This is a genomic window from Wolbachia endosymbiont (group A) of Therophilus tumidulus, assembly GCF_964277345.1.
In the GTDB taxonomy this organism is placed as follows: domain Bacteria; phylum Pseudomonadota; class Alphaproteobacteria; order Rickettsiales; family Anaplasmataceae; genus Wolbachia; species Wolbachia pipientis.
On sequence record NZ_OZ195515.1, the window covers coordinates 193,210 to 204,914 of the forward strand.

14 protein-coding genes are annotated in these 11,705 nt (G+C 34.3%); 4 read left to right on the top strand and 10 right to left on the bottom strand.

The window, feature by feature from the left end; translation table 11 throughout:
• Positions 1-68 precede the first annotated feature (68 nt).
• Positions 69-242 (bottom strand): hypothetical protein, encoded by a 174-nt coding sequence (locus tag ACICQD_RS01060; protein ID WP_167471214.1) that lies wholly within the window; start codon positions 240-242, stop codon positions 69-71.
• Between the two features lie 138 nt (positions 243-380).
• Between ACICQD_RS01060 and carB the strand changes: the two genes are divergently transcribed.
• The 3 genes from carB to ACICQD_RS01075 all read left to right on the top strand — a co-directional run bounded on the left by carB (position 381) and on the right by ACICQD_RS01075 (position 4,807).
• On the top strand, positions 381-3,836 hold the full coding sequence (gene carB, locus ACICQD_RS01065) for a carbamoyl-phosphate synthase large subunit (RefSeq protein WP_395461477.1): 3,456 nt from the start codon (positions 381-383) through the stop codon (positions 3,834-3,836).
• A gap of 376 nt (positions 3,837-4,212) precedes the next feature.
• The gene (locus ACICQD_RS01070; RefSeq protein ID WP_010082049.1) at positions 4,213-4,473 is read left to right on the top strand and encodes an IS110 family transposase; all 261 of its coding nucleotides are present in this window, start codon (positions 4,213-4,215) and stop codon (positions 4,471-4,473) included.
• Positions 4,424-4,807 carry a hypothetical protein gene (locus tag ACICQD_RS01075; protein WP_227738615.1) on the top strand — a complete coding sequence of 128 codons (384 nt, stop codon included), beginning with the start codon at positions 4,424-4,426 and terminating at the stop codon, positions 4,805-4,807. The genes ACICQD_RS01070 and ACICQD_RS01075 overlap by 50 nt, the downstream gene beginning before the upstream one ends.
• Positions 4,808-5,165: 358 nt before the next feature.
• Here the strand turns inward: ACICQD_RS01075 and ACICQD_RS01080 are convergent, their stop codons facing one another.
• The 9 genes from ACICQD_RS01080 to ACICQD_RS01120 form a co-directional block, all read right to left on the bottom strand.
• Positions 5,166-5,963, bottom strand: coding sequence for an SGNH/GDSL hydrolase family protein (locus tag ACICQD_RS01080; protein WP_395461478.1), 798 nt, complete (start codon positions 5,961-5,963; stop codon positions 5,166-5,168).
• 140 nt (positions 5,964-6,103) lie between these two features.
• Positions 6,104-8,056, bottom strand: a complete 1,953-nt coding sequence (gene rpoD, locus ACICQD_RS01085; RefSeq protein WP_395461479.1) for an RNA polymerase sigma factor RpoD — start codon at positions 8,054-8,056, stop codon at positions 6,104-6,106.
• Between the two features lie 138 nt (positions 8,057-8,194).
• The gene (locus tag ACICQD_RS01090) at positions 8,195-8,506 is read right to left on the bottom strand and encodes a cation:proton antiporter subunit C (RefSeq protein WP_006279706.1); all 312 of its coding nucleotides are present in this window, start codon (positions 8,504-8,506) and stop codon (positions 8,195-8,197) included.
• On the bottom strand, positions 8,503-8,922 hold the full coding sequence (locus ACICQD_RS01095; RefSeq protein WP_006279705.1) for a Na(+)/H(+) antiporter subunit B: 420 nt from the start codon (positions 8,920-8,922) through the stop codon (positions 8,503-8,505). Before ACICQD_RS01095 ends, ACICQD_RS01090 begins: the two co-directional genes overlap by 4 nt.
• Positions 8,915-9,442: a DUF4040 domain-containing protein gene (locus ACICQD_RS01100; protein WP_015589497.1), complete on the bottom strand. Its 528-nt coding sequence runs from the start codon at positions 9,440-9,442 to the stop codon at positions 8,915-8,917. Before ACICQD_RS01100 ends, ACICQD_RS01095 begins: the two co-directional genes overlap by 8 nt.
• 1 nt (position 9,443) lies before the next feature.
• Complete coding sequence (gene mnhG / locus ACICQD_RS01105; RefSeq protein ID WP_006279703.1) at positions 9,444-9,731, bottom strand: monovalent cation/H(+) antiporter subunit G; 288 nt, start codon at positions 9,729-9,731, stop codon at positions 9,444-9,446.
• Positions 9,732-9,737: 6 nt separating this feature from the next.
• Positions 9,738-9,983: a monovalent cation/H+ antiporter complex subunit F gene (locus ACICQD_RS01110; RefSeq protein ID WP_007548527.1), complete on the bottom strand. Its 246-nt coding sequence runs from the start codon at positions 9,981-9,983 to the stop codon at positions 9,738-9,740.
• A gap of 28 nt (positions 9,984-10,011) precedes the next feature.
• Positions 10,012-10,419, bottom strand: a complete 408-nt coding sequence (gene rpoZ / locus ACICQD_RS01115; RefSeq protein ID WP_264705819.1) for a DNA-directed RNA polymerase subunit omega — start codon at positions 10,417-10,419, stop codon at positions 10,012-10,014.
• Between the two features lie 60 nt (positions 10,420-10,479).
• Complete coding sequence (locus tag ACICQD_RS01120; RefSeq protein WP_010081926.1) at positions 10,480-10,776, bottom strand: helix-turn-helix domain-containing protein; 297 nt, start codon at positions 10,774-10,776, stop codon at positions 10,480-10,482.
• A 436-nt stretch (positions 10,777-11,212) separates the two neighbouring features.
• On the opposite strand from ACICQD_RS01120, the gene purE reads away from it, so the two are divergent.
• Positions 11,213-11,704: a 5-(carboxyamino)imidazole ribonucleotide mutase gene (gene purE, locus ACICQD_RS01125; protein ID WP_006280351.1), complete on the top strand. Its 492-nt coding sequence runs from the start codon at positions 11,213-11,215 to the stop codon at positions 11,702-11,704.
• Position 11,705: the final 1 nt, after the last annotated feature.

Genomic DNA, 11,705 nt, shown 5'->3' on the forward strand with positions numbered 1-11,705 from the left:
TTTGAGAGTAATCTCCACTAGGAAGGATGTCATCCCAGTGCCTCTATGGTGTCATTCCAGTCTGGAATCTAGTCTTTATTATGCAGCCACTTATTTAAAGTTAAGTTTTCTGGATCCCAGACTGGGATGACACCTCTGGGCACTGCCGTCATAAAGGAACCAGTGTCAGCTACTTGAATGACATCATTTGCTGTGCAATTTACCTTCAAGAATGAATGTTTGTACAGCTGTGTGTCAAGCACTGGAATCTGCCACGCAAATTGCAATGTTCGTACAGTTATGCGTCAAGCCTAAAAGTAATTAGCTAATAGGTTTAATAAAAATTCACATATACAGGAAAGATTGGTAACATTACTTGAATAGAGACCGTTATTGTAATTATGCCGAAACGCACAGATATAGAATCTATATTAGTAATAGGAGCAGGCCCAATAGTTATAGGTCAGGCATGCGAGTTTGATTATTCCGGAACGCAAAGCTGTAAAGTATTAAAAAGCGAAGGTTATAAAGTCATTTTGGTTAACTCCAACCCCGCAACTATAATGACAGATCCTGAGTTTTCTGATGCGACGTATATTGAGCCGGTACTGCCTGAAATCATAGAGAAAATTATAATTAAGGAGAGGCCAGACGCAATATTGCCAACAATGGGCGGGCAAACAGCGCTCAATTGTGCAATAAAACTTGCAGATGATGGAGTGTTAGACAAATACAACGTAGAATTAATAGGGGTAAATAGAGAAGCAATAAAAAAAGCAGAGGATAGAGAGTTATTCCGTCAGTCCATGGATAAAATAGGGCTAAAATACCCCAAAAGTATCATTATAAAAAATCAAGAACAAATAAGAAAGGCTTTGGATTACATTGGATTATCAGCAATCATCCGCTCGTCATTCACCCTTGGTGGTGCAGGTAGCGGCATAGCATATAATAAAGAGGAGTTTTTCAATATCGCAGAAAGTGCTCTCAAAATTTCGCCAATAAATGAAGTTCAGATAGATGAATCAATTATCGGCTGGAAAGAATATGAAATGGAAGTTATCCGCGATTGTAAAGATAACTGCATAATAGTCTGTTCGATAGAAAATGTTGATCCGATGGGAGTGCACACTGGGGATAGCATAACTGTTGCTCCTGCTTTGACTCTGCGTGACGTAGAATACCAACAGATGAGAAATGCATCTATAGCAGTGCTGAGAGAAATTGATGTTAGTGCCGGTGGTGCAAATGTTCAATTTGCAGTGAATCCTAAAGAAGATGGAAGCCTCGTTGTGATTGAGATGAATCCAAGGGTTTCTCGCTCTTCTGCACTTGCTTCGAAAGCAACAGGCTATCCTATTGCAAAAGTTGTAACTAAACTTGCTATTGGCTATTCGCTCGACGAAATACGTAATGACTGTGCTCCAATAATACCAGCAGCATTCGAACCAGTGATTGATTATATCGTCACTAAAATTCCTCGATTTGAGTTTGAGAAATTTAAGGGGACGAATTGTGAATTATCAACCTCCATGAAATCAGTGGGAGAAGTGATGTCTATAGGCCGCACTTTTAATGAGTCACTACAGAAAGCTTTCCGTTCACTTGAAACTGATTTTACAGGACTTGATGAAGTATTTCCTGAGAACATTGATATTGATCACATAAAATCTCAATTAGCAAAATTGCTACCAAACAGATTACTGATTGCTGCTGACGCAATGCGCCACGGAATTAGCATAGAAGAAATAAATTCGATTACAGGATATGACTTATGGTTTCTGCAAAATATACAGCAAATCATCTTGGCTGAACAAAAAATCAAGGAAAACGGCCTTCCTGAGACTGCATATGAAATGTTAGAGATGAAAAAAATGGGATTTTCAGATGCAAGATTGGCAAAGTTAAGTAATAGACCTACCTCTGTCATCCCAGTACCCTCTAATGTCATCCCAGTGCGTGACACTGGGATCCAGCCAGCGTTACACGCTGGAGATCGAGTAAAACAAATCGAAGAAATAAGAAAAAAATTTGGCATTAAACAAGTTTATAAACGCGTAGACACCTGTGCAGCTGAATTTGAATCGAGCACTGCTTATATGTATGGCTGCTATGAGGGTGATGTTGAAAATAAAACGGAATGTGAGGCGAATATTTCTGACCGAGAAAAGGTTGTCATTTTAGGAAGTGGTCCAAATCGCATTGGTCAAGGTATTGAGTTTGATTATGCATGCGTACATGCAGCTTCTGCCGCCAAAGAAATGGGGTATGAAACAATAATGATCAACTGTAATCCCGAAACTGTCTCAACTGACTACGATACCGCTGATCGTTTATATTTTGCACCACTCATTGCAGAGGATGTGCTTGAAATACTAAGTAAAGAGCAAGAAAATGGCACACTGGTTGGTGTAATAGTTCAAATAGGCGGTCAAACACCTTTAAAGTTAGCCAAAGTGCTTAACGAGAGAGGTTTCAAAATTCTGGGAACTTCGTTTGATTCTATTGACCTTGCAGAAGATCGCATGAGGTTTAAAAACCTTGCTTTGCAACTTAATTTAAAACAACCTGAAAATTCTATCTGCCATTCAGTAGAAGAAGCGTTAACCAACGCAGAAAAGGTGGGGTTTCCACTAGTAGTCAGGCCATCATATGTCCTCGGCGGTCAGTCTATGTCGATTAGACACGATACTCAGAGCTTTAAAGAGTACGTCTTAGATCAAACTAAAATCTTTGAGCATGGTTCGCTGCTTCTTGATAAATTTTTAGTCAATGCAGTTGAGGTTGACGTTGATGCTGTATGTGATGGGGAAAAAGTTTTCATTGCAGCGGTCATGGAGCATATTGAAGAAGCTGGTATCCACTCTGGTGATTCAACATGCTCAATACCGACAAATACATTGAGTGACGAAGTAATAAAAGAGATCGAGCTCCAAACTGAGAGAATAGCATTAGCATTAAAAGTGAAAGGTCTGATAAACATTCAGTTTGCTGTTCAAGAGAATAGACCTCTTGCAGAACCTGTTTGTGATGAGAAATCTTTAGGAAAAGTGCAGATGAGCACCACAGAATACTCGAATGTATTTGAGGAGCGCAGACAAGCTTTGACGACAAAATTGCCTTCAGAAATCGAGTTATGCAAGAGGTCTAGTGATGTATACATACTTGAAGTGAATTTAAGGGCTAGTCGAACCGTTCCTTTTATTTCCAAGGTAATCAATATTCCTATTGCAAAGCTTGCCACTCAGGTTATTTTGGGTAAAAAATTGAATCAGGAAAACAAGCCTTTCAATCATTTTGCAGTTAAAGCTGCTGTTTTTCCATTTACCCGCTTTGCAGGAGTTGATACTTTACTTGGTCCTGAAATGAAATCAACAGGAGAAGTGATGGGAATTGACTCATCATTTGAAGCTGCACTTGCAAAAACGCACATGGCTGCAGGATACAAGTTACCAACAGAAGGAACAGCTCTGGTTTCAGTAAAAGATGATGATAAAAAGTATATATTGCCAGTTGCACGAATGTTGAAAGAACTGAGTTTTGAAATATATGCCACCAAAGGCACAGCTTCGTATCTGAACAATAACGGCATTGCTGCACAAGCTGTAAATAAAGTAAGAGAAGGCAGACCCCACATAGTTGATATGCTCAAAGATGGAAAAATAAATCTAGTGATTAATACTTCAAAAGGTGTAAAGTCAGTCTCAGACAGCAAAGATATCAGGAGAACTGCTATTTTGCAAAATATAGCTTACAGCACCACAGCTTCCGGAAGTAAAGCGTTAGTGCTTGCAATTCAATATGTAAAGAATAGCAAACTGGAAGTGAAATCATTACAGCAGATACAAAACGTTTAAATATCAAAACTAGAATAATTCACTCTCAAAATGCTAAAGAGAACATAATAAAAAGATGGAAATTTTGAAGGAAATAGTATACCTAAAGAATCAACTAGCGTAATTGAACAGCCAAATGCTGCAACGAATGCTCCACAATCTCACCTAGAGGACACTTCCCTTATATGTTAAGAACAAGTCTTTATAAATATCAAAGTAGTGAGATTAAAGACACACAGAGAAGAGGAATCGTCACGCCCCTTGATTATAAGAATCGTTGTTCAGCAAGGTTCTCTTCTCTGGTTTATTATACTGAAAGTTCCGAACAACTGATTGAGCTTTTAGGCTCGTATATAAGGCTGGAAAATGCAGTATATGTTATTATTACGGAGGAATTATGAATTCATCAAACATTATTGCTGGCATTGATGTTAGCAAAAGTAAATTAGATCTCCACATTCACCCACTTGAGCATTATAAAATATTTGAAAACAATGTACAATCCATTGATGAAATGCTGGACTTTTTACGTTTGCATAATGTAACCAAAATTGGTCTTGAGGCAACTGGTGGATACGAAAAATTATGTGCCTATACTTTACTAAGCAATGGTTTTGAGGTGTACGTCATTCAACCAAGGTGGGAGAGACTATGCTAAAAGCCTTGGTATTACTACAAAAACTGATAAAATAGACTGCAGTATCATCTCACGTTATATTAATAATACAGATATGCGTGTTACTCCTTTAACAGTTAGTAATGGTAATATTGATTGCTTGAAACAAAAATTATCTCGTAGAAACCAACTTGTAGAAATAGCAAAAATACAAAAAACCCAAATCCAACAGGTAACTGATACATCTATAATCAAACAAATAGAGGAACTTCTTGCAATTTTACGTAATCAAATTAAAACTTTAGAAGATGAAATGATTACATTTATCGATCAAAACCAAGAGCTTAAAAGAAAATATATATCAATAACTATATAGTAGCGGGATGACGGTTTTTCAAATTGTCGGTAAATCTAAGTCAGTTTAGTTATAGGCAGCAATTTTCTGTATTTATTTTAAATTGAAGAAAGCTCAAATGAAAGATCGTGTTTTGCTAAAAATCACAGAATGCAGTCTGGTTACTATTTAAAAGGATATGTTCAAAAAAACTGTATCAAATCAACTCATACACTTCATTACCAACTTCATGATGAAGTTCCGCAGTTGGATGGAAATAATCAAAAAAGAAATAATCCTTTAGTGTTTCTTTGCTACACCCAGGGTTATAGTGAACGTCAAGTTCCCCTTTAAATATCAACTTTAAGAGTATTTTTATATTTTCTTTAAATCTCCCAACTTAGTCTGCAATGTTCGATGTGCATGCATCTTGACAATTTAAACCTTTGCTCTTGTATTCGCTAAACATACTTCTCATTTTAGAGTTAAGATCAAATGCTTTTATTTCAAGATTTGTACTTTTCTTCATATAATCTAAGCCTTTAGCCAGTTTTGCATTGAAACTCTCCGTGAGCTTTGTAGCTAGTTCCCTTGCTTCTTCATCTCTATTAAAAGCTGGTATTGAGCCAACTTCAGGTGCATTTGCAACAACTACATGCTTAACACCATGTTCATTTAGAACCTTAAGTGCATTACATATTTCACTCACTGCTTGTTCCAACACTTCTTCCGCTTTAGTATCGTCATAAGCAGTGGCAACCATAACATCATTTCCGCCGATTATGATGCAAAATAAATCTTCTTTACCTATATCTGGATGATGTTTAATTACCGCATCTAGCTGGTTAGCTAAACGAAATTTATTGAAGAAATAAGAAAAAATAGGGTCAAAAATTTCAGATGCTGTTGCATATGAAACTGCGTAATTCTGACCTTGCTGTTCGTGGCATCTCCCAAAAAATGAATAACTCCACCCAGGTTTAAATTCATCTAAATCTAAATATTTTGCTATATATTCAACAGCAGTAGGGCCATTGCTAAAAGATCTTCCTTGATAAAAAGGATCATCAAATTTTACGCTTTTTGCAAAGGATAAATTATTTAAAATTCCAATGATTGCGCCATTATCGGATAAGCTATCACCCAGAACATAAAAATTTCTATACTTTGAATTAGAATTGTCATTTTTGTTTGTCATAATATTTACCGTAGATTAGCATGTTGTTTCATTAGATTCATAGAAAAAGAAAAATAGCGGTGAAATTATACAACTTTGGCCTAACTTGCTCTCCACTTTTTCCGGGCAAAATCAGCTTCTTCTTAACTTGACACGTATACTTAAAAGAACCCTCTAAGTTTTCTAGCACGGCTTGGATGTTTCAACTTGCGCAGTGCTTTTGCCTCTATTTGCCTAATTCTCTCACGTGTTACATTAAAAATTTTTCCTACTTCTTCTAAGGTATGTTCCTTCCCATCTTTACCAAGGCCAAAACGCATTCTTAAAATTCTTTCTTCCTTTGGTGTTAAAGTTGCAAGAACATTGGTTGTAATGCCACGCAAGTCAGCAAGTATTGCAGCATCCTCTGGCCTGGAGACTCGCTTGTCTTCTATACAATCACCAAAGGTACTACTATCATCTTTTCCTGTTGGAGCTTCAAGACTTACTGGATCCCTTGCTATTTTCATAACTTTGCGTATTCTTTCCAGTGGCATTGTCAGTTCTACACTCAATTCCTCTAACGTCGGCTCTCTTCCCATCTCATGAGTCATCTTTCTTAATGCTCTGTTGATTTTACTGATAATTTCCACCATATGAACTGGTATTCTAACTACTTTAGACTGCTCAGGTATTGCTCTAGTGATTGATTGTCTTACCCACCAAGTGCCATAAGTTGAAAATTTATATCCACGTTTGTAATCAAACTTATCCACGGCCTTCATAAGACCAATATTGCCTTCTTGTATCAAATCAAGCAGATCAAGGCCTCTTTTTGAATACTTCTTAGCAATGGAAACTACTAGCCTTAAGTTAGCCTTAATCATTTCTTGCTTTGCTTCAGAGACTTCTCGTTCGTGTTTTTGTATTCTCTTGATTAGCTCCTTAAATTCTTGTACGTTATCTTCCTGTATATGCTGCTTAATACCGTTCAAGGTACTAGCTATATGTTCAGAGTTATCGTCTATAAACCTTAAAAATTTGTTTTTTAATTCACCTGTAAAGGAGGACTGATTTTCATTGATCTTTAAAAGACTTATCTTTTTCAATTCGTGCTTTAAAAGCACGTCATCATAAACTTTATAGAAACTTTCTCTATCGATATCGTATTTTCTAGCCTCAGCAATAAGATTAGCCTCTTCAAGCGTAATGGATCTATTTATCTTATAAAGTTCTTGTGTAATTCTGGCAACAGCAGCATCACTTAACTTAATTTGTAATGCTATAGACCATATTTGATTATACAAATTTTCTAGCTCATTAGAGAAATTTTTAGAATTTTTTCTTAATATCAACGCTTCATTTGTTAAAGTAATTATCTCATCCAATGCAACTATGACCTTTGGCAATAAGTCACTTTCCATTTCAAGAATAGAAACATTTAAATTGACTGAACTTATATCTTCATTATTACCGTCTTTCTCATCATCACTTTTTTTACTATCTTTCTCATCATCACTACAGTACTCAGCATCTTCAGAAACATCCTCAGAATCCTCAACATCTTCAGCACTTTCTTCACTCTCTTCACTTTCTTCTTTGGGTACCACATTAAAATCAGAGTTATAAATTGCATCCAGATCTATAATTTCTCTCAGTAAGAGAGCTCCATTACTTAAATCATCACGCCATACTTTTATCACCTTTAATGTTACTGATGTTTCAATTATTGCACGTAACATGTTATGCTTTTCAGATTCAATTTTTTTTGCTATCTCGATTTCATCTGCCCTTGATAAAAGCTTTACGGAGCTCATGTCTTGTAAATAAATCCTCACTGGATCATCATTTTGTACTAAAGTTGCAGTAACATTTGGCGATGTGTCATCATCATCAAGTTTACTATCATCACTGTTGGAAGGAATATCTTCTTCATCTTCGCTACTTTCAAGCACATTAATTCCGGAATCCTGCAATAAAGATATAGCATCATCTATAAAGTCAGACGAAAAATTTTCATCTGATAATTTATCATTTATATCATCAAAGGTGATAAAACCACCCTTTTTTATACTCTTAGTTACCAGATCTTTGATAATTCTTTTCTTATCTTCTGCATCATTAATAGTTGACATCATTACCTTTATAGTTTATAATTTTATTTCTTATTAACAAACAAACTTACAACGAGCAAGTCTATAATTTTACTTTTAACTTGTGGCTATTTGTTACTTCATATAGTTTAAGATACTGTTAATTTATGTACACTTGTCTTAATCAATTGTTCCATACTTTTCTTCCATTTTTACTGCTATGGATAATCCAACTGAAAATGTTGCAATTCCAACCACTATAGCAGTAAGCATTAAAACATGGGGTATAGGATTGCTATATGAATAAAAATTTGAAACCAATATAGGAGGCAAGGAACTTTTTATATATCCTAGAGATATGTAAAATAACAAAACAGATGCTTGGAAGACGCTTACCCCTATCATTTTCTTGATTAAATTTTTATCGTTTATAATAATATATAAACCTAGCACCATTAATACAATAATAATCGTATAATTATATAAAGTCATTGTTTTTTCCTACGAGCAAAATTTATATATATAATTAACATAGAGGAGCAGACAGTAAATGCTACACCTAATTCCACCAAAAAAATACCTAATTTTTGACCGGTTCTATTATTGGTTAACAAGATATCATAAGATAAAAAATTTTGGCCAAGTAAAGTTGTTGCAACGCCCGTTCCTCCATAAATTAAAATACCTAACACGTTAGTCAATCTAATCACAGAATAAGGTATTGCTTTTAGAGTTGTAGATACACCAAATAGCATTGAATATAATATTATCCCGGAGGCAATAATTATTCCTGCTTGAAAACCTCCACCCGGAGTGTAATCACCGTGAAATTGTATGTATAAACCAAATAAAATGATAAAAGGTATCATCAAAAATGTTACTGCATTTAATATCGGATCTTTAATCATTTTCTTTTTCTTCTTTTAATATCAACGTTATACAAAGCGCAGCAGTAAAAACTACTATAGTTTCTCCAAACGTGTCATAACCACGAAAGCTTGCCAAAATAGCTGTCACTATATTAGGAATACCGGTAGCTTTTTCGGTATTTTCCACATAATAAGGAGCAACATGCAAGTGGATCGGAGCATTGTGGCTGCCAAAATCTGGCAATTGAATCATAAAATATGACAAACATACAGCCAGAAATAACATAAAAAAAAGCGTTATAGGGTTATGAGATAGATTTACTTTATGATTCTTTATCAAGGAGAGTGCTGCAAATGTAAAAACTGTACTGAGCCCCGCACCAACAGAAGCTTCAGTAATTGCAACATCAGGTGCATTCATAATTAAGTATATAAGCGCAATCAGTGAACTAAATACACACATTAGAACAGCACTTACGACTAAATGTCGCGAGAAAACTATAAAAACCGTAACTGTTAGTAACAACAAAAGTAACACTACATTTAATATTTCTAACACCTTAGCCTTCTTTAACAGTTTTTTTCTTAACTTTATAATGAGTGCGCGCTAAAATATAGCTATTAGTTGAGTTAGCTACCCATATTATAAAAATTAATAATACTATTTTAACAGTATTGATTGAAAATCCATTCTGCAAAGCAAAACCAATTAACAATAACGTTGCACCGCTAGAATCTGTAATACCTGCTGCATGTAACCTAGTATAGAAATCAGGAAATCTGATCACCCCTATATTTGAAATAATTATCAAACAAATACCTAAAAATATGAAAATGGATCCTATCATAAATTATCAAAACAACATTAATCTCATTAGTGCTATAGTTGATATAAAGCTAACGCTAGCATACAACAATGCTATATCAATTAAAAAAAAATTATTCAGAATGATTGATATTGCTGTTATAAGTACAACTACTTGCGTTGAGAAATTATTGAACGCTAAAACCTTATTGTACACATCATTTGACTTAGACACTATGCAACACAACATTACACTCATACAGAACAACAGTGTATAGATAGCAATGCAAATCATTTAAAGACTATGTAACTTCAGTAGATTTCTAAACGGATACTTCTTCATCGCCATCTTGATCATTTATTTCATCATCTATTTCACCATCCACTTCATAATCTTGGCTTTCTTGACTTACATCAAGATCTGTGTTATCAGAAAAATTTAATAAATTCGCTAGCTTACTTGTATTACTGCTGTAAACATTATTCATATTTCCTTTCATGTATTCCTTGCATCTACCTACCAAAAGGCTAAACAGCTCATGAGTATCCACCTGTTTTCCTGCTATTTCATGTAAGGAAACTATGGTATTTTTATGACCTTTAAACTTAGCTGCTTGAATTGGATTACTTGCCCCTGTATTTAAATCATGTGTTCTTTGACTTGCCAACAGAACCAATTTGAAACGGTTACTTACCCGTTCTATACACTTTTCTACAATAGACTCAGCCATAAGATACTACCTTAATAAATTTTATACTATATCACAAAAAACAAGTTGTCAACTTTGTATCTATTGCGATTCAACTTCATGTTTTACTTTTTCTGCCTCAGATTTTATTTCTTGGCTTTCTGTCATCGTGATTGTTATCTCATGATCAAGTTTTTTTAGAAATCCTAACAATCGCTCTAAAGAAAAACCATCTATTTTACCATTTTTAATTTGCGATACCTTTGGCTGATCAATACCAAGTTTCTCAGCTGCAAAAGCCTGAGTCCAAGCATTTTTTTCTATAATTTTATTTATTATATAAAGCAACTTTGTTTTTATTCCTGCACTGTCTAAGTTATTTAACGATATTATTTCCATAATTCTTACACTCACATATCAATTAACTTTATTAAATATTATAACATAATATTTAATATACCAAGATATTAATATCATGTAACTTGTCAATAATTATATGATATCAATATTTAAAACTTTAAGTTGATTATATATTAATATTTTTATCAAATTTCTAGTAATTTTAAATTACCATTTTACCATCAGTCTATCTGAAAAAACCATTTATAGAAAGAACAAGCTAAGATTACAAAGCTTGAAATACAAAAATAATTATTTTATAAATTTATCTTACATAAGAAGTTTATATCTCTATATCTTAACATAGATATTTATTTAAATTTTTAAAATTTCTATTTTAACAAGAATTCTATATATTATATTTATAATATAACTTAAATATTTGTTGCTTTTTAGCTGGAACATTATTTAGTTAGTAAGTAAAATTGTGTTGAATATGACAAAAATAAAAAAAGATGTTGCTGTTATTATGGGAAGTGAGTCAGATTACACCACTATGGTCCATACTGTTGATATGTTAAAAGCATTAGAAGTTTCACATGATATATTCATAATATCTGCACATAGAACACCAGAAAGGCTCTTCAATTTTGCTAAATCTGCACAAGAAGAAGGTTTTAAGGTTATTATAGCTGGTGCAGGAGGTGCAGCTCATTTACCTGGTATGGTTGCGTCACTAACTTGTTTACCAGTTATCGGCGTTCCTGTGCATAGTAAACAATTAAATGGGCTGGACAGTCTACTCTCTATAGTTCAAATGCCAAAGGGTGTTCCAGTTGCAACCATGTCTATAGGAGAAAATGGAGCATATAATGCTGCCATTACTGCCGTATCTATATTGTCAATTTCCAACAGTGAAATTGCAGGTAGGTTAAAAAAGTGGAGAGAGAAACAGACCAAAGAAGTAAAAGAAAAACCAGTTTCATAAT

What these genes read in the sequence shown, in the direction of transcription:
- carB (WP_395461477.1), top strand. Translation starts at nt 381, where the DNA reads ATGCCGAAACGCACAGATATAGAATCTATATTAGTAATAGGAGCAGGC.
- ACICQD_RS01110 (WP_007548527.1), bottom strand. Translation starts at nt 9,983, where the DNA reads ATGATTTGCATTGCTATCTATACACTGTTGTTCTGTATGAGTGTAATG.
- ACICQD_RS01090 (WP_006279706.1), bottom strand. Translation starts at nt 8,506, where the DNA reads ATGACTTTATATAATTATACGATTATTATTGTATTAATGGTGCTAGGT.
- ACICQD_RS01075 (WP_227738615.1), top strand. Translation starts at nt 4,424, where the DNA reads ATGGTTTTGAGGTGTACGTCATTCAACCAAGGTGGGAGAGACTATGCT.
- mnhG (WP_006279703.1), bottom strand. Translation starts at nt 9,731, where the DNA reads ATGATAGGATCCATTTTCATATTTTTAGGTATTTGTTTGATAATTATT.
- rpoZ (WP_264705819.1), bottom strand. Translation starts at nt 10,419, where the DNA reads ATGGCTGAGTCTATTGTAGAAAAGTGTATAGAACGGGTAAGTAACCGT.
- rpoD (WP_395461479.1), bottom strand. Translation starts at nt 8,056, where the DNA reads ATGTCAACTATTAATGATGCAGAAGATAAGAAAAGAATTATCAAAGAT.
- ACICQD_RS01080 (WP_395461478.1), bottom strand. Translation starts at nt 5,963, where the DNA reads ATGACAAACAAAAATGACAATTCTAATTCAAAGTATAGAAATTTTTAT.
- ACICQD_RS01070 (WP_010082049.1), top strand. Translation starts at nt 4,213, where the DNA reads ATGAATTCATCAAACATTATTGCTGGCATTGATGTTAGCAAAAGTAAA.
- ACICQD_RS01120 (WP_010081926.1), bottom strand. Translation starts at nt 10,776, where the DNA reads ATGGAAATAATATCGTTAAATAACTTAGACAGTGCAGGAATAAAAACA.
- ACICQD_RS01095 (WP_006279705.1), bottom strand. Translation starts at nt 8,922, where the DNA reads ATGATTAAAGATCCGATATTAAATGCAGTAACATTTTTGATGATACCT.
- purE (WP_006280351.1), top strand. Translation starts at nt 11,213, where the DNA reads ATGACAAAAATAAAAAAAGATGTTGCTGTTATTATGGGAAGTGAGTCA.